Annotated in this window: 21 protein-coding genes; 9 read left to right on the top strand and 12 right to left on the bottom strand. The window is 42.3% G+C overall.

Going from position 1 to position 21,854, the window contains the following annotated elements:
- The first annotated feature begins 16 nt into the window (after positions 1 to 16).
- The 4 genes from ACFFRD_RS05460 (at position 17) to ACFFRD_RS05445 (ending at position 3,224) form a co-directional block, all read left to right on the top strand.
- On the top strand, positions 17 to 1,027 hold the full coding sequence (locus ACFFRD_RS05460; RefSeq protein ID WP_392476989.1) for a hypothetical protein: 1,011 nt from the start codon (positions 17 to 19) through the stop codon (positions 1,025 to 1,027).
- Positions 1,028 to 1,365: 338 nt separating this feature from the next.
- Positions 1,366 to 1,836, top strand: a complete 471-nt coding sequence (locus ACFFRD_RS05455) for a hypothetical protein (RefSeq protein ID WP_392476987.1) — start codon at positions 1,366 to 1,368, stop codon at positions 1,834 to 1,836.
- Positions 1,833 to 2,441 (top strand): PIN domain-containing protein, encoded by a 609-nt coding sequence (locus ACFFRD_RS05450; protein ID WP_392476986.1) that lies wholly within the window; start codon positions 1,833 to 1,835, stop codon positions 2,439 to 2,441. The genes ACFFRD_RS05455 and ACFFRD_RS05450 overlap by 4 nt, the downstream gene beginning before the upstream one ends.
- A gap of 147 nt (positions 2,442 to 2,588) precedes the next feature.
- Positions 2,589 to 3,224, top strand: a complete 636-nt coding sequence (locus tag ACFFRD_RS05445) for a hypothetical protein (RefSeq protein WP_392476985.1) — start codon at positions 2,589 to 2,591, stop codon at positions 3,222 to 3,224.
- A 194-nt stretch (positions 3,225 to 3,418) separates the two neighbouring features.
- Here the strand turns inward: ACFFRD_RS05445 and ACFFRD_RS05440 are convergent, their stop codons facing one another.
- From ACFFRD_RS05440 to ACFFRD_RS05405, 8 genes are all read right to left on the bottom strand, one after another.
- A complete protein-coding gene (locus ACFFRD_RS05440; RefSeq protein WP_392476983.1) occupies positions 3,419 to 3,625 on the bottom strand; it encodes a hypothetical protein in 207 nt (68 codons plus the stop codon).
- Between the two features lie 51 nt (positions 3,626 to 3,676).
- The gene (locus ACFFRD_RS05435; RefSeq protein ID WP_392476981.1) at positions 3,677 to 3,883 is read right to left on the bottom strand and encodes a hypothetical protein; all 207 of its coding nucleotides are present in this window, start codon (positions 3,881 to 3,883) and stop codon (positions 3,677 to 3,679) included.
- A gap of 69 nt (positions 3,884 to 3,952) precedes the next feature.
- On the bottom strand, positions 3,953 to 5,407 hold the full coding sequence (locus ACFFRD_RS05430) for a hypothetical protein (RefSeq protein ID WP_392476980.1): 1,455 nt from the start codon (positions 5,405 to 5,407) through the stop codon (positions 3,953 to 3,955).
- Positions 5,404 to 5,994, bottom strand: coding sequence for a hypothetical protein (locus ACFFRD_RS05425; RefSeq protein ID WP_392476978.1), 591 nt, complete (start codon positions 5,992 to 5,994; stop codon positions 5,404 to 5,406). The genes ACFFRD_RS05430 and ACFFRD_RS05425 overlap by 4 nt, the downstream gene beginning before the upstream one ends.
- Before the next feature lie 58 nt (positions 5,995 to 6,052).
- Entirely contained in the window at positions 6,053 to 6,700 is a 648-nt protein-coding gene (locus ACFFRD_RS05420) for a hypothetical protein (protein ID WP_392476976.1), read from the bottom strand.
- A 128-nt stretch (positions 6,701 to 6,828) separates the two neighbouring features.
- Positions 6,829 to 7,479, bottom strand: a complete 651-nt coding sequence (locus tag ACFFRD_RS05415) for a hypothetical protein (protein ID WP_392476974.1) — start codon at positions 7,477 to 7,479, stop codon at positions 6,829 to 6,831.
- A gap of 12 nt (positions 7,480 to 7,491) precedes the next feature.
- On the bottom strand, positions 7,492 to 8,001 hold the full coding sequence (locus ACFFRD_RS05410; RefSeq protein ID WP_392476972.1) for a hypothetical protein: 510 nt from the start codon (positions 7,999 to 8,001) through the stop codon (positions 7,492 to 7,494).
- Positions 8,002 to 8,446: 445 nt separating this feature from the next.
- Positions 8,447 to 10,021 (bottom strand): group II intron reverse transcriptase/maturase, encoded by a 1,575-nt coding sequence (locus ACFFRD_RS05405; protein ID WP_392476970.1) that lies wholly within the window; start codon positions 10,019 to 10,021, stop codon positions 8,447 to 8,449.
- A gap of 403 nt (positions 10,022 to 10,424) precedes the next feature.
- On the opposite strand from ACFFRD_RS05405, the gene ACFFRD_RS05400 reads away from it, so the two are divergent.
- Positions 10,425 to 10,565 carry a hypothetical protein gene (locus tag ACFFRD_RS05400; RefSeq protein ID WP_392476969.1) on the top strand — a complete coding sequence of 47 codons (141 nt, stop codon included), beginning with the start codon at positions 10,425 to 10,427 and terminating at the stop codon, positions 10,563 to 10,565.
- Between the two features lie 244 nt (positions 10,566 to 10,809).
- On the opposite strand, the gene ACFFRD_RS05395 is transcribed toward ACFFRD_RS05400, so the two are convergent.
- Positions 10,810 to 11,322: a hypothetical protein gene (locus ACFFRD_RS05395; RefSeq protein WP_392476967.1), complete on the bottom strand. Its 513-nt coding sequence runs from the start codon at positions 11,320 to 11,322 to the stop codon at positions 10,810 to 10,812.
- Between the two features lie 6 nt (positions 11,323 to 11,328).
- Positions 11,329 to 11,559 carry a hypothetical protein gene (locus ACFFRD_RS05390; protein WP_392476965.1) on the bottom strand — a complete coding sequence of 77 codons (231 nt, stop codon included), beginning with the start codon at positions 11,557 to 11,559 and terminating at the stop codon, positions 11,329 to 11,331.
- A 265-nt stretch (positions 11,560 to 11,824) separates the two neighbouring features.
- Between ACFFRD_RS05390 and ACFFRD_RS05385 the strand changes: the two genes are divergently transcribed.
- The 4 genes from ACFFRD_RS05385 (at position 11,825) to ACFFRD_RS05370 (ending at position 15,821) form a co-directional block, all read left to right on the top strand.
- A complete protein-coding gene (locus ACFFRD_RS05385; RefSeq protein WP_114085589.1) occupies positions 11,825 to 12,034 on the top strand; it encodes a helix-turn-helix transcriptional regulator in 210 nt (69 codons plus the stop codon).
- Positions 12,035 to 12,064: 30 nt separating this feature from the next.
- A complete protein-coding gene (locus ACFFRD_RS05380; protein ID WP_114085583.1) occupies positions 12,065 to 12,277 on the top strand; it encodes a hypothetical protein in 213 nt (70 codons plus the stop codon).
- Positions 12,270 to 12,509, top strand: coding sequence for a hypothetical protein (locus tag ACFFRD_RS05375; RefSeq protein ID WP_114085584.1), 240 nt, complete (start codon positions 12,270 to 12,272; stop codon positions 12,507 to 12,509). The genes ACFFRD_RS05380 and ACFFRD_RS05375 overlap by 8 nt, the downstream gene beginning before the upstream one ends.
- A gap of 231 nt (positions 12,510 to 12,740) precedes the next feature.
- Positions 12,741 to 15,821 carry a DUF3987 domain-containing protein gene (locus ACFFRD_RS05370; RefSeq protein WP_392476964.1) on the top strand — a complete coding sequence of 1,027 codons (3,081 nt, stop codon included), beginning with the start codon at positions 12,741 to 12,743 and terminating at the stop codon, positions 15,819 to 15,821.
- A gap of 317 nt (positions 15,822 to 16,138) precedes the next feature.
- Here ACFFRD_RS05370 and ACFFRD_RS05365 read toward each other — a convergent pair whose 3' ends face one another.
- Both ACFFRD_RS05365 and ACFFRD_RS05360 read right to left on the bottom strand, forming a co-directional pair.
- On the bottom strand, positions 16,139 to 20,566 hold the full coding sequence (locus ACFFRD_RS05365; RefSeq protein WP_392476962.1) for a tetratricopeptide repeat protein: 4,428 nt from the start codon (positions 20,564 to 20,566) through the stop codon (positions 16,139 to 16,141).
- A gap of 41 nt (positions 20,567 to 20,607) precedes the next feature.
- Complete coding sequence (locus ACFFRD_RS05360) at positions 20,608 to 21,663, bottom strand: trypsin-like peptidase domain-containing protein (protein WP_392476961.1); 1,056 nt, start codon at positions 21,661 to 21,663, stop codon at positions 20,608 to 20,610.
- Positions 21,664 to 21,854: the final 191 nt, after the last annotated feature.

The following is a 21,854-nucleotide window of genomic DNA, read 5'->3' as shown; positions in this document are numbered from 1 at the left end:
GCTTAAAGGAGTAAAGATGTCCCAGATTGGGCTAACTCTTGATGACATTCTCAAGATAGTTCAAATAGGCTTTTATATAACAGCAGCCAGTGTTACTGTTCTTACATATCGAAGTGCTAAGAATGGTTTACTCAACACAGTAAATACGGAATATCAAAAAAAAGTTATAGCTAAACTTGAAGAAGTTTCTAATTATTTTAGCAGTGAGTTTGACTCTACGTCTCCCCATTATTGGGCAAGTTCTAATTCTATTAGAGACAGTGTTGATCATATAAATGAAGCTTTTTTAAGAAATAAAGATTATATTTTAGAGCTTGGGGAGTACCCGTTTGGAGTGCCTTATGCAAAAAATTTATCGAGATTGAGTAACTTTTTAACAAAAATAAAGACAGATCCCTTTGTGCCAAAAGGAGTAAGAGAAATTATTACTGCCTTTTTAGAAAATCGTATTCAGAGGACAGGAAGTATATACTTTAGTGAACTTGAATCCTACTCAGAGTCAATCGTTGCTGGAGAAAACTTACTTAGAACTGATGGAGAAGATCCAAAGTTTGATGAATTTCATAATTCAATTGTGGAGAAACTTAATGATGAAGGTTGTGGCATCTCTAAGGTCGAATCTGATATCAATGATATTAGGCTGTACATACAAATGTACTTAGAGTCATTTAATCCTATTAAAAATACTAAACTTGAGGCATTGAAAACGCTACAGTTTCCAGAAGATAATTTGATAAATCAAACATCTGCAAGATTCTTGAAGGGTCTTTTAGGCACGTCTACGTTTCCGTCTACAACTGTAGACATCAAACAACAAATACAACAGATGCAAGAAGAACTTGATCTGTTGCGATCATACTCACAACAGCTAGAAACTAAAAACCAAGAGCTACAGAAAACAATAGGTAACTTTGTAGAGCCAGATTACTTTTCAATCCGCGATCGCGTTCTTGCCAAACTCAAAGTAGGCAGGCAGTCAGCAGGGGGGAAAGCAATTGAGGCATTTATTAAAGAACTCCGTCTCTAACCCATAACTTGGCGTAGATATAGCCAAGCTGACACCAGGGGCAAGATAGTACAATTTTACCTAAAACTGAGGTTTGTAGTATGCCAATGACAGGACTGAAACTCTTATGATTTCGTTATAGCCAACTCTTACAAGAAGCAAACAAGGCTTGGATGATTTATCAAAAAGCAACATTCAAAAAGCTTATACATTAATACTTTCAGGCTATCTTGCCTCCAGTGTCAGCTACGCTATATTTACCCCTAGTTGAAGTAATGGCTCATAAAGAGTACCTTGTGCCTGTTTCAAAATAATCAGTTTGTAAAATAGATTTTATTCTTATAAAGTACATTTTATTTATGTTTTCCAAGGAAGATAGTAACTGGGATTTGTCCGTTGATGACCGTAGTGGTCAACGGATGCTTGTTGTCGAGGTGAAGACTAAACGTAATGCCTCCCCAGAGTGGGCTGCACGGCTCCGACGCAATATTCTCGCCCACGGTACTTTTCCGAAAGCTCCTTATTTCCTGATGGTCTTTCCAGATCACTTCTATTTATGGACGGGTGCTGATGACCAACTGACGCAGAGCGAACCAGATTACAGTATTGATGCCCGCCCTATTCTTCAGCCTTATTTTGAACAGGCTGGGGTAAGTGAGGACAAAATCAGTGGTGAGAGCTTTGAACTGATTGTGGCATCGTGGCTAGGGAGAATCATTCATGCGTCCGAACCCCTTGAGGATACCGATACATCGCAACAATGGCTGATAGAATCAGGGCTGTATGATGCTATAACGGGAGGAAAATTCGAGCATACGGCTGCTGCGTGAATATTTACGTTGAAACCAACTTTGTTCTGGAACTAGCCTTTCAACAGGAACAGTGTACCAGTTGCGAACAAATTTTGCAGCTATGTGAAGCAGGGCATGGTCAACTGGTCATTCCAGCCTATAGTCTAGCTGAACCCCATGAAAAACTCAGTCGCCAAGCCAGGAACCGCAAGGATATCCAACAAGCCCTCGATCTTGAGTTGCGGCAACTATCGCGCACACCCTCCTACATGAATCGTATCCGCAGTATTCAAGACATTTCTTTATTGTTGGTGCAAAGTAATGAGGAAGAAAGGGATCGCTTTGTGCAGTATCGGGAGCGGCTATTAAAATTTGCCCAAGTCATTGCCCTGACTGCCGACATTCTTTCTGAGGCAGCGGCTTGTGAAAGTCCTTATGATCTCGGCCCTCAAGATGCTCTGGTCTATGCTTCAGTTATTACCCATCTGCGTCAACATTCACCAGCAGCAGCGTGTTTTCTTAATCGTAACTCCAAAGATTTTGATAGCCCTGACATCGTTGATGAACTCAATAGCTTGAATTGCAGAATGATACCAAGGTTTGATCATGGCTATGCTTTCATTCAATCGCGTCTATCGCCGTAAACCCTATAGGCATTGAGCCGAGATAAGGACAATGAATCTCCGCTTCCTTAAAACCAAAGGCGCGATCTCCACCTGTAAAACTGTGTACTGCCCGATTAAGCTAAAAGTAAGTAATGAACGAGTGTATCATCCAAGGGACAGTTCAAAATGAAGATTGGTAAAGGGAAAAATAAACGATATGTCTACAATCCTTACAAAGGATTTGCTAAACAAAATGTAAGTCTTGAAAATTCATCACATCAAGAAATTATCTCAAAAGTTTTGAGCGGAGAAATTATTTTGTTTTGCGGTCGAATGCAAGATGAATCAGGACATGGTGCTGATATTTTGATAGAAAATAAAATTGACTCTATAGGTGATGAGCAGACCAATTTAAAATTCGCTTATGAAATGGCGACGCAAAGGAATATTATTAACCTTGGCATCAGAAGACAGCATGAACAAGGTAAGGGATTGCTGAATTTTATGGATAAAAAATATAGAAGGCTAGTAGGACTATACGATGCTACTGAGGCAGACGATATTATTTTCAACTGGTATACTATCCCAGAACTGGAAAAGGCACAGAGAGATTCTGCATTATTTGTCAATACAAATTCAGTGAAACCAATAGCACTTGAATTAGCGAAAAATTGTGATGCAGCACACGAGTTTCCCTGTTTGTTTAGTGGAGTGCCAATAAAAGAAGAAACAAAAATGAGAGGTCATCTCCTATTTATGGTTAAGTCCAATAATGTATCCGATTTCAAAATTAATCTTAAAACTCAGGAAAGATTTATTTAACTGATATCAAAATTGCTTCAACCGAATCAACTCGTGAGGCCCCGACGAACTGGGGACACTTCGTTTAGAGCGGGTGGTGTGGGGGACGGGCAATAATTCACTCGTGGAGTGGCCAAAACTCAGCAGCCCGCCCCCCACACTCCGCTACGCCACCCGCTCTACCCCAGTTCTTGAACATTGCCCTTCTTAGCAAGTCAAAGATAAGAATCTATTTGTTTCCCCTGATTTGACCACTTCTCATCTAGAAGGCGACAAGCGACATAAACAACATTTTGAGGATTGCGCTTGTGTCTTCCATTCGTACCCCAGGAACGAACAGTATAATCACCTTGATAACCTAAAACAAGTGCTAGCTCGTCATAAGTTAATTGCCACTTTTTCTTAAATTCTATTGGGTGCATAGTATTCACCTATTTCAAGTAATTAATTAGCAGAGACGCAAAGAGAAATTATCAAAGGTAAGAATCTATAACTTTCCCCTCAACTGACCATTTTTCATCTAGAAGGCGACAAGCAACATAAGCAACTTTTTGAGGATTGCGCTTATGGACTCCATTTATCCCCCAACAGCGCACGGTGAAATCATTTTCGTAACCCAGGACAAGTGCTAGCTCGTTGTAAGTTAATTGCCACTTTTTCTTAAATTCTATTGGGTGCATAAATGTAAATCCTTCACTATTTTTAATCGACAAAGTTTTCAGGTTTTGTGACTCACGAGAAATATTTATCTAACGAGCGCTAATAAATCTGAGCAAGCTATCAGGATAAAACCAGTCTGGAACTGTAACGCGCTTCGATTCAATTAGATTTCCGTCGTCATCATAAAGACCACTAATTTCAGCATGGTTTAGAGGTACGCGACCGTTCTTTGACTTGCGCTTGATTTGGATAGTTTCGCTTTGCCTTAAATCATTAAACCCCTCAGCATTACCACTTGCTGCATTAGTAAAAGCATGAGAAATACAAACTAGATATTCGGCAGCCTTGCGAACGTCAGTAAGTGAATGTCTCACAAATTTTTTGACTGATTCTTTACAATCATCTTGCAGAGAAAGCTGTGTCAATTCATCCCAAAGTGTTTGAATAGGGGTGTCGTTTTCTGTGCGGTCACTCCAACGTTGAACAGCTTCATCCATTGCCTCACCAATAGCTAAATAATCGTTGCGTTCGCCGATTAATTCCGGCTCTAAAGGAATCAACAACTTCCAAGCTTTGGCTCTGTTCTTATGTCCATGAGCGTCAACGATTGATGTAATATTCCAATCAAAAATCGCCTTCCTACACATAACAATTGATGCAGCAAAACTGCTTTTACCACTACCTTGACCCCCTAGCACCCAAACGGGTTTTGTTGATTCAATGACATCCCATAGCCAGCCGCCCTCATGATTTTTCAATAGTTGAACTAATTCTTGGGCGGTCGTGCCTTGTGGAGCCGATACTTTTTCACTACTGGGATTGATGTTTTCTGCATCCGCTTTGCGCTTGTCTCTTCTGTTTTCAGCAATGGATTTGTCAGCTACGGAGTCAGCGACCGCAAACTGTTTTTTAGTGTTGCTAAACTGCAAATCCTCAAGCTCTGACTGACGCTGATACTGTTGTTGCAATTCCTCAAGAGAGATATAGCGTTCTTGGACTAACAGATTATCAGCGCGTCTGTCGATATCCTTCTTATGTTTGTCTGATATCCGTGCTGATTCATGTGATTGCAAGTCGCGCTCAGTCCTAGTAATTAAGCCTTGGCGCTTAATAGCTGTCTTAAAATATTCGAGACGTTGAAAACTTGACTCGTTATCAATCTCATCTTTTGCAGCCCAGCAGTAATAACCCATCCAGACAAAAGCAGGCGCGACTAATAACCACAGACTAGGATTCTCTGATGGAGCCAAATCTGACGTAATGAAAGCACCGTCAGGGAGAGACACAACATCATTAAACTGTCGTGACTTCCATACTTCTGTGAGCAATCTGTACTTGAATCGGCAGTATTTATTATCAAGTGCCGATTGTGATTTTGCAGGTTCGTGATAGTGCTTAATTGTGCGTTTATTAGCTGTTACCGGACAAAATCGCACTTCAGTAAACTGATAAGGGTGCGGTGTCTGCCCATAGTAATAAGCGCTGAAAAGCCCCAGAAGTAAAGCGGTGACAGCACTAATTTTCAGTAGGGGTTGAGCCTTCATGACTTGGATTTGTGGATGCCGTAAACAACACCACCTGCCACTAATGCACCCACCAAAAACACAGTAGTTTTGTCTGATTCTGGCAGACGGTTAAAATCTTCTACAGTCGCTTTGATGTTGTCGTAAGTCTTGTGTGAGTTCTGCATTGTGGTGTAAAAATCGCCGATAGCAGTCCACAAAATGAAGCATCCGAATATTGTTTGAAAGAGAAATTTTATCGCCTTGTCCATGTCCGTAAAAACCCATCCTTCAGGAGACTTATTTACGGTGAACTCCAACAAATCACGATTGACTATTTGATTAATTCCCAACACAATAGCGACCGCAGGCATTAGCCCCGCCGAGCCTGTAGCTATTACTAAATACTTAGCCAAGCAATAGGAAGTAACACCCCAGCCGCAAGATTCAATTCCTTTGAGAACAGCGCGACTACGATTAAGCTTTTCAATTTCCTTGGCTTTGAATCTTTTAATAGCTTCTTGTTCATCCTGGGTAAATGCAGTATCAGGAAAGTCTTGATAGAAGCGTGATTGTTCGGTGTCCCCGTCTTGCAATTCAGTGTCAAGTTCATCTAACATTGTTCTCATGACTAATTTTGACTTCCCCTACTGAGCAGTAACTTAGTAGGGGATTTTTAGATGCTAATTACTCGAAAATCGTAGAAACAGCAGTACGGAACGCTTGCACTAATTTATTAGTCGTGAATGACTTACGAGGTACTAAATCAAGGTCTGAACCTTCGCCGTATGTGAGCAGGTGTTTGGCTTTCTCCATCTCATAAGTTCTGTCAGCGTCTAACTGTGCCTTTACAGGTCGCGCTAACTGCGATTTAGCAGCTGCTAAATGGTCAACCTTACTCATGTGGTAGTCGATATAAGCCTTGAGCTTAACTAGGTCGATGCTTTCTCTGTAGCGCTGATTCTCTAGTGTGCGGTCGCTGGACAGCTTCAATCCGATTTCTGAGCGTTCATGACCGTACTTTAAATTAGCGATCGTTAAATCAGCACTGGCTTTATCAATGGCAATACCAGACGCACCAGCTTGCTTGTAAATCTCTGCAAGTCCTTTGTTGTACTCCTCAGTGCCTTTGATGAATGCACTGAGGTTATCTGTGATGTAGGGCATGATGGTTAAGATGCGTTCGCCCTCGTTGCCCATTTCTCCTACTTTGGTCAGCGCTGCATCATCGCCATTGATGCAACCCATGATTAAGCTGTCTGCAACGCCTAATTTCTCAGCTGAAGCCTTTAGCTTTTTACCATGCTTGCCGACTAGATTCTTGATATGTTTCACGTCTTTGACTCCTGTATGTGCAACATTCCGTCATAAACCATTGAGACAGGGGGGCCAGCAGTGCAATGAGCAACGGTATCCCCACAAGCCCAATCAACAAATGTTTGTAAGTGAGCTTGCCGGATGCCTTAATCGATAATTCCGGCGAAAGATAACGCGAGGTCTGCAAACTGGCTTTTGTAGTCGAGGGCGGTGGCCTCCATCGCTTGCTTGATTTGGGTCAGTTCACTGCCAGCAACATCATCCATCTCTGCGAGTGTCTGCCTGATTTCGTCGGCTTTGCGTCGGATTTTGGATACTTCTTGATTCTTGAATTCCCTTGCAAAGTGGACGAGGGCGTTAAAAATCGCCTCGTTCAACTCCTTTCTAGATGCGAAGGTGGAAGCGATGGACACTGTAATCTGTTTCACATCCGCCGCTTTTAACTCAATCCCCGCGCCCTGTGCAATGTCTGCAACGAGGGCTTGCTTTTCCTGCTCAGTCAGCACAATCTGATTCTCTGGTTCGGCAACTGTAAGCTGATTAGATTCAACTTCAGGCTGTGCATCTTCTGACCCTACTAGAAACGTTTCTTCAACGGGTTCATCAGTTACAGTTAATCGGTTGGTTGCTTTTTCTCTGAGATAGTCAACGGCTTGGCTCAATTGGTCTTTGGTGGGATTGTCAAGGTCATCGCACTCGACAGCGATCGCTGCTGTTGTGTAATCGTCTTTGGTAAATCCTTGATAACCCTGTTTGTACAAACGAGCGCGGACGTTATTAGTAAATTTGTCAGACATGATGATTGCTCCTTAGAGGGCTAGTGTTAAAACTTTTGTGTTTCCAGATTTCATCGGTTGCGAACGTTTGTTGATTGCCCATTTAGCAGCGACAAACGCAACAAGCGCTAAATCTTTGCAGTGGTAAATATTTTCAGCGCTGAAAGATAGTTCAGCACGTTCAAACCAGTAGTAAGGAGTGCTACGCGGTACGTCGTCAAGATTGATTTTTAGATGCTCTGCAAGAAGCTTTAAGAACTCTCCACCCTGATATTGAGCATCCATTTCATAGAAATGTCTGAATGCTTGCCAGCGTTCACTAAACCCCTCACCTCGACCTGTAAAGCTGCCGTAGCGCCGTTTAAATCCGGCGAATGTCTCAACTATCTTGTTCGCGTCGCTACCCAGTACGTTGAAATTAAAATGCTGTTTCAAAGTAGCTACCACTCGATACCAAGTGATATCAGCAATCTCTTTTCCTAACTCACGCTCGTAAATTTGTTTTAGCTGATGATACTTAGCGATATACTGTTTCGTTGCCACATTACCCCCAAAGTATTACTTAGGTGTGTATAAAATCGATGCGTATTCCGAATGCGTCCAAGGTATTTGATGTATGCAATTAGCTGAAAAGGGGTATTTGGTACGACCCGCTAGCTGAAACCTATCAATAACTCTGAAAAATAACTCTGAAAAATTTCAAAGTGTGTTTTTTCGTCGGCTATAACCACGCAATAATAAGGCTTGCCAGAGTTTCTGATATATTGACAAAATTCCTTTTACCCCCGTAAAAGCGCCCCTTTTGGACTAGCTGACGCGCTTGTGCCTTTGCTTTTGTCCGCGACGCGCGGTAATAGATGTTACCAAGGGTTAGAACAAACTCAACTGTATTGAGTTCTTATGGTTGAGTCGATGGGGGATATTATTCCCCGCACCTCTCGTTTAGATCCGTGCGTACCCGTTTCCGTGTACACGGCTCCCGATGTTCTTAGTTTTCGCTTTTGCTCATGTGCATGTAATCGTGACAACTCTCATGAGTTGCTTCCAGATTATTTTCCTTCCAATTGGCGTGATTCCCATCGATGTGATGCAGATGAATCCGTTCTTCATCGATGAACTTTAAGCCGCAGGAGGCACATCTATGGTTTTGCTTCTTAAGAGCAATAGAGGTTTTGTCGTCGTAAAGCTTACTGTTACGTTCACTCCAGTAGGCTGTATCTCCGTCATAGGGGGATTTTGTTCCTTTAACCATGACGTGTTTGTTTTCGGAGTAGGAAACTGTTGGAAATGCTTTGTCTAGTAATTTCTTGCTAGAATAGCGGTCTTTCTTGGTTTCCTTGTTGAATACCGTATAAGCTCTTTTTTCGATGTGGTATAACGAGTTTCTAGACCCGTCCATCTTGCAGAACTTATGGTAGTTTCTCCAACCTCTTACTACCGGAGCTAATTTCTCAGCCTTTGTAGTAGCACCATAATTCGAGTTGTTGACGATGTGTTTTACTTTCTTACGGAATGCTTTGAAGTTGTCCACTGAGGGAGTACTTCTAAACTTTCCGTTGCTCTGCACTTTGAAGTGCCAGCCGAGGAAATCAAACCCATCTGTCGCGGCGGTAACTTTGGTTTTCTTTTGGCTTACATTCATTCCGCGTTTGCGGAGGAACTCGCTGATTCTTTCAAGTATCTCTGTCGCATCATCTTCGGGTCGGAGTATAATAACCATGTCATCCGCATAACGGATTGATGGCTCTCTGATATCGACGGCTGAGGTTTTGGCAGTTACTTTAAATCCTCGTCTACCGTGATGTCTATGTATACTTTCGATCCCGTTGAGTGCAATATTTGCTAATAGTGGGCTAACTACTCCCCCTTGAGGTGTTCCTTGTTCGGGGAATTCTGGGTTGACTCCTGCCTTGAGGCATCGGTATATTCCGAGTTTTAAGCCAAAAGGGGCAATGAGTTCATCCATTATTGCTGAGTGATTAATCCTGTCGAAGCACTTTTCAATATCGAGTTCGATTACTCGTTTCTCTATTCCGTTGCAGTTGGAGCGTAGGTTATCGAAGATGCGCTTTTGTGCGTCATGGGCAGAGCGCCCAGTTCTAAACCCGTAGCTTCTGGCGTGGAAAGTGGCTTCGTGTGCTGGTTCTAATGCATATTTTGCTAGGCATTGCCAAGCTCTATCCGCGATGGTTGGTATTTTAAGCATTCTGGTAGTCCCGTCTTTTTTAGGGATGGGGATTTCCCGTAGTCCTTGATGCTTCCAATTTCCACTATTCATTTTTAGTAGTTCTTCAAGGTTGAAGCGTTCTTCAAATGAAAGGGATTTCTTACCATCAATACCAGCCGTCTTTTTGCCAGCGTTTAGCTGAGATACTTGTCTAATTGCAAGAAATCGAGCCGAGGTGGATTTTAGAATAAGCTTTTGGAGTGACCGCACTTTCCGCTTGTCGCCAACTTGAACAGCTTTGTACACTCGCTTTTGGAGGCGGAATAGGTTACGGCGGAATTTCTTCCAAGGTAACGCTACCCATGATTCACTAGTTTTGTAACTGTGCCTAATCATACTCTTCTCTAGTTTGTGTATTCTGAACACCTCAGACCAATTACGGTCTGTCCTACCCGAATTGTGGGGGTTCCTCCGCTCGTCTGGGCTACTTGGGGAACGAAAAGCCCCTTGACCCACAACTCGTTTTTATTCGTTCCCTCGGTGGGATTGATTGTTCCGTTAGGCGTGGTCAATTCAACCACTGGATTCCCGGGACTCTTACCGCTAACAGACAAATTTGCGGCGGGAATTGAACTCCAGTAAAGTCAGGGTTTTTGTGTTACGCCCTGCTTCAGCATAGGTTGCTTTTCTAGACCCATTTTCGCCATAGGAACTCCCTATTAGCGCCAGTGTCAGCCCGTAACGGCTGTCTGATTGCGCTCTGTTCCCAGCTTCACTCTACAAGAACCGAGCTTGTTCGGTGTGGGCAGGTAAGGAGTCAATTCTGAGTCTGAATGGTAGGGCTTTCACCTACATCCAACCGAGAGTTCAGCCTTTATTGACAGTAATCTGCTGTCGGGCTGGATTAGTTATTTACGGACTGGATACCGTGATTCCCTAATCAACGAATCGCACTTATCTCTGCTGTGTGCTGTTTATATAAGCTCGGAATTTCATAACAACGCCTTAGCACTTTGTCACGATTGAGCTTTAAGTCAGCACTCTTAGACTGACGCGGTAAAGGACGGAAATAGTACTGGGTGTATCTGATACTGTCGCTACTGGTTAAATATCTGTACAAGGTTCCATTAATCCAGTAAGTTTTGCTCTGGCTCAATAGCGTGACGCATCCTACAAGCTCTTTATCAATCATCATTTTTATCTCCCGCGACACACGCGCCTGTTAAGCTTGCACCTAAGAAGACCGATATAGATGCGATGGCGCTTCCTTCAAAAATTTTGGCGTTGTAGATCCATGTGGGTTGATACTCCTCCCCTCTGCTTTCCTCGATGCGGTCAAAGCCGTGACAAAAGATAGAACCAACTACCATAAAACTAGTAGTTACCAAGCTCACAATTGCTACTGATGATGCTGCATCGAGTATGAATGAGTTAATCTTTTCACGCCAATTCTTCACACGGCGAATGTGCATTACTGGCTTTTGTTCTAGATATGAATGCCACTGCTCATCAGTAAAATTCAAGGGCTTGGAATCACAATGTTCGTGTTCGTCAAGTAGTTCGCCCACTGCTTGTATTGCATCCCCTATCATCACATCTGGGGAGTATTCTAGTTGCTTGAATTCCTCCGAGTCTCGGATTTCTCTGAGCCAGCGATCTATTGCTTCTAACCTTCGTAATTGGTTTTGGTGGAGCATAAATCCTTATCCTTCTTTTTGTTTATTTCTGTGGACTTTGAATTGCTTACAAGCCCACTCAAAGCTGTAGTTGAGAGTGTCTGCAACCGCTTCCCATTCCTCAAGATTCATTGCTTGCAGGATGCTTGCGTCTACAGTCTGTGTCCATCTTTTGAAAGCGACAGTTGCCCAAGTTCCATTGATTTTTGAGATTTGCCACCAAACTGAAAAAGGCAACTTTTTAATATCGATATCCATACTTGGTCTATGTAGTTTTCAAGGTTCAGACACGCACAATTACCGCGACCGCAGATATAAAGCGACCGCTATGCAGATAACCTCTGTTCGTAGCTAAATAATCGTGTTCGCCTGAGTTATTGACGCATCAATAACCCAGGCACTATGATACTAGTACAGGATAAGTTGTAATGTCAAGATATCTAACCATAGAAAGCTAGCCGACAATTGCAAGCTTAACTGGCATAGTGTTAAATGGGAGTCTGATAATACCAGACACGTTGCCATGCCAGTTCGTAACACTGTGAGGAGGTTTATTGAAGAAAAGCTCAAAATCACACGCTATCAATTTATGAAAGAGACGGGACTATCAAAAACCACAGTGTACGCGCTGTGCGACAATTCTGAGCAAATACCCAATGGAATGGCACTTAACAAAATCTGTGACTGTTATAAAGTCCAGCCCTGTGAGTTATTGGAATGGAGCGAGGATTAAGCGATTGCGTACAAAAAAAAAGGAGGTAATTTGACCCAAGAAAAACAGCCAAGCGACGGTATAAAGCGCTCCAAGGGCAAATTTGACCCATTAAAAGAAACTAGGCAATGGTCAGCCGCAGTATCGGAGGAACGCTGTAAAAGAATAGCCAGGAACACTTTTAAGCGGTTGGTCGAAATCATCGACACAGAAGACGAACCTCTACCAATTGTTTGTATTTTTGAGGACTACCCAGATGACTGAGACAGCAACCCAAATACCACTAACTGCATTACTCCCCATGCTGACAGCTATCAGCGAACGGGACTATCCACGTTTTAAAGAGCTTGAGATTGATTTTGCTTCTATTCACGGTGTAGAGGTGTGGGAGGATGTTTTTAATTTTCGTCTCAAGCCAGCACTGGATAAGGACTCTGACCGTTGGCTGTTAATTCAAAAATGTAGCAAGGGCTTCACAGTAAAGGATGTAGCTTGATGATGGGAATTGCCATACACCCATTAGGAAAACAGGTTCAAAAATGACGAAACCCGCTCGACCGGGAAGTTAAGCGGGTTCCATCATTTCTAGATTTATCACGGGTAACTCCGAACAAAAAGTTTAAGAGGCTTTTTCGGAACCGCGATCGCAGTTCTATAATAACCAGTTCTGCTATCGCGTTGCAACATGAGGAGTTACCCGAATCTTAAAAAATTCGAGGTAATACAAGTGCATACTACACAAATCAATCCAACGACCGCATCCCGGTTAATTTCAGGCTTACAGCAAATTCCTGGTAATTGGGTCTTGACCCCTGTTACAGACAATAAGCGCCCTTATCGTGAGAACTGGCAACAAGAAACAGCACTAAATAGGCAAACGCTGATTAAAGAACTGCAATCAGAGAGAGCCTTTGGTTACGGCATCCGCACTGGAGTTGTATCAGGCGGAATTTTAGCCATTGATGCCGATGGTCACGCAGCAGAGGCACTACTACAAAAGCTTTCTGATGGCGACTTACCCGACACAGTAATTTTTAGCTCTGGCAAAGCTGGGCGTAGACAATTACTTTACTTTGTAACACAGGATTACTGGCAACTAGTAAAAACTGTCAAGCTCAAAACTGGAGTTAAGGGCGATGACGGTAAAGAACAGTTACTAGAATTTCGCTGGAATGGGCTGCAAAGCGTACTACCGCCATCAGTACACCCCCAAACTGGTAGTTATCATTGGGTGCGATCGCCGCAAGATGTTGAAGTTGCAAACTGTCCAAACTGGGTGATTGAGTTGATGCTGAATCAGCAACAGCCCGTGCAAGTTCCACAGCCCCAAACTAAGCCAGTGCAAACTACAGTCAGCACTCGCCCAAATTTATCCATATTTCTAGGACGTGAGGACAGAAATTTAGTAGAGCATGGCACTGGTGACGGTGGACGCAACGACTCAGCACAAAAACTCAGCCTTAATTTAATCGCTACTGCCCGTCGCCTCCAAGAATTGGGTATTGACTACGACGGCGACCCACGCGCCCTTTATGACCAGTTCTGCTATCATTGCACCCCACCCCTTGGCTCCGATGTTCGTGGTGAATCTGAGGGCTGGTGGAAAAACGCGGACGCACACGCCAAACAACCATCATTGGATGACGAAAAGCTACAAGGATGCTACACCGCTTGGTTAAACAAGCAAAAAGGGACACATAGCCAAAAACGGTTAACCGTACAAAAGTCTATTGTCAGTACTGACAATAGCTTATTGTCAGTGCCACCACTGACAATAGAAAGGATTGCTAGGCAAGATTCTCAGTCTATTGTCAGTGTTGTCAGTGGCATCTTAGCCTCTAATTTTGATGATGTAGAAGAGAGTTTTAAATTAGACTTACTCTGTACGGAATTAGGAATTAACCAAAAGCTTTTTGACCGCATTGTTGCTAGGGAGCGTGTCAAACTGGATGAGGTTCTGCCAGAAGATGAAATGCGGCTCAAGTCGCTCATCGAGTGGCGAAATAATAAAATTGACTGGGATGCTATCTTACCCGCCCCTTTAGCCCGTGATTTAACCCATGACGCGGACGTTTTGAATGTTGATCCTGTTGTAATCTGGCAGCCCTTAATCAGCGCTGTTGCCTCCTTAGCAGGCACGACAATTAATCTGGATATGCAATCTCATAAAATCCCCTCTGTACTGTGGACTGTGACAGTTTTAGAGTCTGGTGGCGGAAAAAGCCGCGCAGACAGCTTGGTTGTAGCCCCATTGCGTAAAATGCAAGCGGAAGCTATGCAGCGCTACAAAGATGCTGATAATGATTACAAACGGGCGCTAAAACAGTGGGAGAAAGGGGGCGGTGAAGGGGATGAGCCAGAACCACCCGCTTTAAGGAAATATCTGTTTGAAGTCGCAACCATTCAAGCTGTGTTAAAGCGCTCTGCTGAAAACGCCGACAATGGGGCGCTGTGGGCAAGAGATGAAATAGCGGGGCTGTTTAATTCCTTGGGGCAATTCTCCAAGGGTGAGGATGAAAGCTTGCAGATTTTGTTAAAACTTTGGGATGCAGCCGCCCTTTGTGTAGATCGGACATCTTTAACTGACAGTTATTTTGCAGAACGTACAGCCGTTTCTGTGACGGGTGGTATTCAACCCGGTGTATTTCGCAAAATCTTCAAGGACGCTGATGACAATAACGGGTTGCAAGCGAGAATGTTGTTTGCAGTTCCCCAGCGTCGTAAACAGCGATACATAGAAGGCTTTTGTCAACTTAGCGATCGCTTGCCCCTACTTTACAAGTGGCTAGAGCAATTACCAGAAATCAACGTCAAAATCAGTCCCCAGGCTAAAGCATATTACAAAAAGCTAGTCGAGGTAATTGGCGACCAAATAGAACAAACGACACACGCCGCCATCCGTAATTGGATGTCGAAACTAACAACCCAGGTTTTGAGAATTGCGTTGAATCTGCACCTGATTGAGTGTTTTTACTCACCCAATAGCCGAGATATTACAACGCTCCAAAAAGACACCCTAGAACGCGCTGTCAAGCTTGCCCAATACTATCGCAGTGCTTTTCACGTTTTGCAAGAGAAAGTGAGCAATAGTGATGAAATTAGCTCAATTCTGTTGCAAATTTATGACCGTGCTTCTCAAACATCAGACGGCGTTTCTGTCCGTGACATTTATCGGCCACTGGATAGCATCAAGTCACGAGCCAAGGCCGCAGGTAGAGAACCCAGTGCCTACACTCATGATTTATTTCTCAAACTGGAACAAATGGGTTATGGAGAAATTGTACGTAAAGGTCGCTCTGTAAGATTTGTGGCATCAAAAATTGAATCCGGTGAAAAACCCTTTACAACCACTGACAACACTGACAATGAAGAAAAACCGATGTCTAAAGCTCTTTTTAGCGAGGAAGTTAATGTCAGTGATAGCCACTGCCAATCACTGATTGTCAGTACTGACAATAGCGTTTTGTATGCAGATTACGGACAAGGCTATGTCATAGATAAGACTGAAATTCCGCCACCGGATGATTCAATTTCCCGTATTCCAGTTGAAGCTGTTGATACAGTATTAACCACCGATGAACGGGTAGAAAATAATTTAAGTACACCAGAAATTACCAAAGGTGCAAGGGTGCGGGTTCACTGCCCTGGTAGCAAGCGGCATGGTTTAGAGGGGATTGTAACTAGGTTTGTCTATGAACAGGGCTTGCTCAAAGCGATCGTCAAACTAGAAAATATTGAAGCCAGCTTAAGAATCTGGGAATGCTTTGTGCCAGGGAATGAGGGAATGAGACTGGAGTTAGTTGAATGATCGCTTGAACCATACCGATTCTGCAACACTCGTGTTGCTATCTCTTACTTTGAATATGAAAATCTGAATCTCAAAGCCTTTTGAGAGCCGAAGAGTCGTATCGCTGTTGCGTGGTTGTACATAAATAATTTCTTACTTTTTGTACAGAATCCTAATTGTGACTTGAACCGTATTTTGTCCAAACGGTCACGACATACTTCAAAATCACTGTGATTTAAAGGAAAAGATTGCCGAATCTATAGCCTGACTGGTTACAGTTTTTGCATGATGACCTCAACTCAGACTCTTACAAAAGGTGCTAACCCAAAAAGCGCTGCCTAAATTTTGTCACGTAATCGCAGGAAATTTGCTGAATTTTGGTCAATTATCAGTGCCCGATCGCAATACTCCAATGCTTCTTCTCGTCTTCCTAACTTACATAAAGCATAAATTAGGTTAGGAATGACAATTCTTAAACCACAAATATTGGATAAGCTTTCATTAATTTCAAAGCCTTTAGATAATTCCTCAACAGCCTGATCAAAAACTTCGTGAGCTAAGAATGCTTGTCCCATTGCTGTATGTACCTTGGCAAGATGTTGCTGCTCATCAAGTTCTTCTCCTAACTTGATACTTTGACGAAAGTACATTTGTGAAAGCTCAAAATTTCCCTTGTCTTTTTGACTAACTAATAATTTACCTAATCTGCTAGCAATGATAGCTTGCCGTTTTTTATCCTTAAGCTTGACTGCTAGATCATAACTCTTGCGTAGATTTTTCTCAACATCATCCCACTTTACCTGTCTTTCTAAGACACTAACAAGGATATTTGTAACTTTTAAAGAATTAGATAAATCCTTTTCATTTTCAAAAATCTCTATGCTCTGTTTAAAAAGTATCTCAGCTTTTTTAAAGTCTCTTTTTGACTTCAGAATTTTACCCAAATTATATAATGCCCGCGCATGTTGGGATGATTTGCTGTTGAGTGCTTTGGTAATCTCAATTTCTCTTTCAAATGTCTGTTGTGCTTCGTCTAATTTACCTTGCTGCTGAAGCAATTCTCCTAAGCAGTCTAATGCAATAGTAAGAGATAATTGGTTATTAAGGGCTTTGTTAAGCAGGATTTCTTGTTCAAAAGCTTTCTGTGCTTCTTCTAGTTTTCCTTGAGCTTGTAGTATCTTTCCTAAACGATGATTTGCAATAGCAAGCTGCTTCTGATCACCAGTTTCAAAACAAATTTTAATCGCTGAACGTGTCGCCTGTAATGCTTCTTCAAATTTTTTCTGGTCATAGAAATCTCTAGCCAAAGCTCTGAAGGAAGATATCAAAGTATCACTCTCAATACTTGCATGGTTATCTATTGCTAACAAAAAGATTCGTAAAGCTTCACTAAATTTTTTATTCTGGTATAGTAATCCTCCTAGAGTCACTAAAGTGATTACAGATGCTTGAGAGTTTCCTAAACTCTTAACAACAGAAATTGCTTGTTCCAGTATCTGTTGCGCCTCTTCCTCCTTTCTTTGTTGTAGCAGTAGTCCAAATAAAGATTGCAACCCAATAGCAAGTTGACGTTGGTCATTGATAGCTTTAGCAATTTCAATTTGTCGTTTAAAAGCTTGCTGTGCTTCTTCAAAATTACCTTGTACTTGTAGAATTTCCCCTAAAAAATTATTTGTAGTTGCGAGTTGTTCTTGATTGTCAGCCTCCGAACAAATTTTTATCGTTGCGTATATCGCCCGTAATGCTTCTTCAAAATTCTCTTTTTTGTAAAGAACTCTAGCCAATCTTCTTAGAGTAAAGACTAAACTTTCACTTTCAATATTTTCATGAAGGTCTGCTGCAAGTAGGAAAATGTGCAAGGCTTCGCTTAAGTTTCCTCCCTTGTGCAGTTTTCCTCCTAAAGTCATCACAGTAGATGCAGCTCTCACAGGCTCTCCTGAATCCTTAATAATAAAGATTGCCCGCTCCCATACCTGTTTAGTTTCTTCTATGTTGCCTTGTTGTAAAAGGAGTTCACCTAAACTCGTCAGCCCAGGAACAAGCTGAGATTGATCCCCAAGGGCTTCAGCAATTTCAATTTGTCGTTTAAATGCTTGCTGCGCCTTGTCCAGTTTGCCTTGTTTTTTAAGCAGTAGCCCCAAGTGGTTGAACCAAATGGCAAGAGATAATTGGTCATTAAGGGCTTCAGCAATTTTGATTTGTCGTTCAAGAGCCTGTTCTGCTTTTCCTATACTATCTTGTTGTTGAAATAGGCTTTCCAAACAAGACCATCCTATAATGCGAGATGATTTATTACCGAGCGCTCTGGCAATTGCAATTTGTCTTCCAAATGCGTACTGTGCTTCCTCTAAATTACCTTGTGCCTGTAAAATTTTCCCTAAAAAATTATTTGTAATTGCGAGTTGTTCTTGATTGTCAGCATCCGAACAAATTTTAATTGCTGCGTATATCGCCCGTAATGCTTCTTCAAAATTCTCTTTTTTGTAAAAAACTCTAGCCAATCTTCTTAGAGTAAAGACTAAACCTTCACTTTCAATGTTTTCATGAAGGTCTGCTGCAAGTAGGAAAATGTGCAAGGCTTCACTTAAATTTCCTCCCTTGTGCAGTTTTCCTCCTAAAGTCATTGCAGTAGATGCAGCTCTCACAGGCTCCCCTGAATCCTTAATAATAAAGATTGCCCTCTCCCATACCTGTTTAGCTTCTTCTACATTGCCTTGTTGTAGAAGAAGTTCACCTAAACTCTTTAGCCCACCAGCAAGTATGGATTGATCTTTAAGGGCTTTGGAAATTTCAATTTCTCGTTCAAAAGCCTGCTGCGCTTCCTCTAGTTTGTCTTGGGACTGCAATAATTTGCCTAAACGATTGCAGACAATGCCTAATGATCGATCATCTCCAATTTCTTCTTCAATCAGAATTTCATCTCTAAAAGCTTGAATAGCTGCTTCTGTCTTACCTTGTTTCTGAAACACACCACCCAATACATTCAGCACTTTAGCTTCGCGTCTCTTCTGAGTATTTAGATCCTCAATCTTTTGTAAATTCGCCTGTGAAAATTTCAAAATTTCTTCGGCTCGTTCGAATTCTTCTGCAAAAGACCAATAGCGAGCCTCATGCGTTTTATATTTAACTACTGCATTCCAATCTTCAAATTGCTCTGCCCAAGACTGAAACTGTGCCATCAGGGTGATTGCCTTTTGCCAGTAGCTATACTTCTCAAATAATCGCTGTAGCTTTAAAGCAAATTGATAAGATTCCATTTTGCTCTGTGTCGTGTCAGTTTCATGAGCCTGTAACCACTCAGCAGCCAAAATCACATCATCTAAATTGGCGGCAACTTCAGCAACAACATTTGCATTCTTTAAATCGTCAGACTGTACCCATTCCACAAAAAATTTGGCATGACGTTCTTGTGCTACGGACAGCACATGACGTTCTTTTGCTAACCTCTCTGCATACACGCGCACCAGCGGATGCAACACAAAGCGATTTTCTCCAGTTTCTTTATAATTCAAGAGTGACAATTCATACAACCTATCCAAATAATCATCAGCTTCCCACTCATCTTCACAGCCTCCGGTCGCCATTGTTGTCCGTCGTGCGAAACCCTCTTCTGCACACACACTCAAGCAAGCAAAGAAATCCTTTTCCTCTTTACTTAAGAGTTCTAAACTTAAGTTGAGAGAAGCCTCGACATTTAGATCATCATCTCCCCGAATTCTGAGGCGAGTAATACGAGTCTTTTCCTGTTGTAGTGAAGCGGCATAGTCTGCAAGGCTTCGGGGTCGTCCTCGCAATGCTGCACCTACAATTTGTAAAGCCAGGGGCAGGTTTCCTACCAACTGGATAATTTCATAAGCCGCTGCTAATTCTGTATCAACCCTCTCATCCCCTAAGATTTTCTTCAGTAATTTCAGAGAATCTTCTTTAGGTAGGGTATTAAGGTCGATCGCTCCTTCATCCGAAATGTCTAGCGAACTGGGTAGAGTACGATTTCGAGTGGTAATGATGACCGCACAACGACTACCTCCGGGGCGCAATTTCTTAATGCTTGCATCAACCGCATTGTCAAATATCAGCAACATTTGACGATAAGCAAACACCTCTTGCATCAGAGTCGCTGCATCCCGATCGTCTTCCGAATCTAGTTCTTTTCCACAAAGTCTCACAAACTCACGGGCAATAGTATCTACGTCTTTGCCATCTACTCGTAACCCAATTACCCCGTCGGGGAACTTGTCTCGATGAATCGTTGCAAAGTGACAGGCTAAAGCAGACTTGCCAATGCCACCTCCACCAGAAAGTCCTACAATACTACAGACCTTAGAACCTTGGGGATTTAGCAATAGGGCTTCTAGTTGCTGGAGTTGTTCCTCGCGCCCGGTAAAGGTAGACACATCCAACTGTGGCAGCACAAAGGTAATGTGTGATGAGGCTTTTGTATTGGAAACTCCCCAAAACTCTTGCTCCCATTTCTCAGTTGTTAGCGCTTGAACATTGTCCGCAAGAGCAGTAAGGCTACGTCTGTCGTAAAACCCTATCCAACCACTCTCAACTAGATTTCTTAAAAAAGAAACCAGATTTGCCTGTCCTTCAGAACGCAACTGTTCGATTAATCCATTAAAAAATACAGTATTAATTCCCTCGTAGCTGATTTGGCTCTCTAGACGATCAAACCCCAACGTAGCTAATAATGCTTTACGCTGCGGAACTATTTCTGTATTGGGTATTCGCGACAAAAACTTCAACAGTTCCGATTTCAGGGGCATCGTAAAGGCTTCCTAGTCACTGGGGTTGATACTTTGAATATTTAATTGGCAGCTAAATTCACCAATTCTCTAATCTCTGAGGGCAAATCCGCCAAAATCCTCTCTACTAGTATACCTTCGTTCCTAAAATAACGTCTCTGGGTTGTCGGTTCAGGGATAGTACCGCCCGCATGATGAAGGGCAACAACTTCCCATCCATCGTTAAATACTGGCGATCCAGAAGAACCATTCAGTGTGGAGGTTACATATTGCACTACATTGCCTCCAACATACTCAACAAAATTGTTTTGGAGGGAAATTTCTTTGGGTCGTCCTGCTGGATGCTGAATGATGTTCACTCGCTCTTTGCGCTTGATATTTCTTGATAATAAAGGCAACCATCCCCATTTCTGCCCAGGTTCCCCATCAAGTTGAACCAAGGTAAAGTCTAAATCCTGACTGGTATGGAACAGTCCACTAAACTTTGCGTGATATTCTTGACTAGGTTGAGAATGTCCCCGAAAATCATCTTCGTAGTTAAAGCGAAATATGGGATTTAATAATAAATCTGAACTCGGCAAAACATGATTATTCGTGAGCAATAAATCTTCAGCCACTAAAAAGCCTGTCCCTGACCAACGCTCATAACCAGACTGGACTCCAATATAAGCAACCGATCGCGCTACCTCTAGTCCTCTTTGTAAAAAGGCAATAGGGCGTAGCGTATTCTCGCCAATAATCTTTTCTAAAATATCTGTTGTCGTTTCTCCGCCTTTCCACTGATCAATATCAGGAAGTGCGGCGATCGGTGTCATCATGTCATACTTTGTTAGCAACCGATCAAGGAATTCTTGCTGCTTAATCCCTACAAAGCTCTTGACAGTGTTGAGAAATAGCCCTACTGCCTCATGATTATGGGTTAAACGCCCATACTTTGATAGATAGCTAACAATTTCATTGACTGCTACAAAGGAAGCACCCGACAGATCCATCATGGGTGCCAACTGCTTTAGACCAGACAATTCCAGGATTTGTAGGCGCGAACGCTCTGTTGCTAACTCTGGTAGATCCTTAAGCAAGGTAATTAGTTGTTTGCGATCATCGATATCTAAATTCATTATGGGGCCCAGCCAAATACGTGGAAATTAGGACATGCTGTAAACAAATATTGTAAGACTTACTTTATTGGTTTAGTAACTGGCTCAAAAATGGTAAAAATACATTCAAATTATTGCACAATAAAACCAAATATTCACGCTATTCAGTTCCTAAATTTTGCCCATTGATGAGCTTTTTTTTGTAATGTTCT

Origin of the sequence: Nostoc sp. C110, assembly GCF_043099725.1 — a bacterium.
Taxonomy (GTDB): domain Bacteria; phylum Cyanobacteriota; class Cyanobacteriia; order Cyanobacteriales; family Nostocaceae; genus Nostoc; species Nostoc muscorum_A.
The sequence above is the reverse complement of the archived record's forward strand: the minus strand, read 5'-3'. Positions and strand labels throughout refer to the sequence as shown.

Excerpts from the sequence above, each read along its gene's own strand:
- ACFFRD_RS05395 (WP_392476967.1), bottom strand. The coding sequence starts at position 11,322 with ATGCTCCACCAAAACCAATTACGAAGGTTAGAAGCAATAGATCGCTGG.
- ACFFRD_RS05360 (WP_392476961.1), bottom strand. The coding sequence starts at position 21,663 with ATGAATTTAGATATCGATGATCGCAAACAACTAATTACCTTGCTTAAG.
- ACFFRD_RS05455 (WP_392476987.1), top strand. The coding sequence starts at position 1,366 with ATGTTTTCCAAGGAAGATAGTAACTGGGATTTGTCCGTTGATGACCGT.
- ACFFRD_RS05405 (WP_392476970.1), bottom strand. The coding sequence starts at position 10,021 with ATGATTAGGCACAGTTACAAAACTAGTGAATCATGGGTAGCGTTACCT.
- ACFFRD_RS05385 (WP_114085589.1), top strand. The coding sequence starts at position 11,825 with ATGCCAGTTCGTAACACTGTGAGGAGGTTTATTGAAGAAAAGCTCAAA.
- ACFFRD_RS05390 (WP_392476965.1), bottom strand. The coding sequence starts at position 11,559 with ATGGATATCGATATTAAAAAGTTGCCTTTTTCAGTTTGGTGGCAAATC.
- ACFFRD_RS05440 (WP_392476983.1), bottom strand. The coding sequence starts at position 3,625 with ATGCACCCAATAGAATTTAAGAAAAAGTGGCAATTAACTTATGACGAG.
- ACFFRD_RS05445 (WP_392476985.1), top strand. The coding sequence starts at position 2,589 with ATGAAGATTGGTAAAGGGAAAAATAAACGATATGTCTACAATCCTTAC.
- ACFFRD_RS05375 (WP_114085584.1), top strand. The coding sequence starts at position 12,270 with ATGACTGAGACAGCAACCCAAATACCACTAACTGCATTACTCCCCATG.
- ACFFRD_RS05435 (WP_392476981.1), bottom strand. The coding sequence starts at position 3,883 with ATGCACCCAATAGAATTTAAGAAAAAGTGGCAATTAACTTACAACGAG.
- ACFFRD_RS05415 (WP_392476974.1), bottom strand. The coding sequence starts at position 7,479 with ATGTCTGACAAATTTACTAATAACGTCCGCGCTCGTTTGTACAAACAG.
- ACFFRD_RS05460 (WP_392476989.1), top strand. The coding sequence starts at position 17 with ATGTCCCAGATTGGGCTAACTCTTGATGACATTCTCAAGATAGTTCAA.
- ACFFRD_RS05425 (WP_392476978.1), bottom strand. The coding sequence starts at position 5,994 with ATGAGAACAATGTTAGATGAACTTGACACTGAATTGCAAGACGGGGAC.
- ACFFRD_RS05365 (WP_392476962.1), bottom strand. The coding sequence starts at position 20,566 with ATGCCCCTGAAATCGGAACTGTTGAAGTTTTTGTCGCGAATACCCAAT.
- ACFFRD_RS05430 (WP_392476980.1), bottom strand. The coding sequence starts at position 5,407 with ATGAAGGCTCAACCCCTACTGAAAATTAGTGCTGTCACCGCTTTACTT.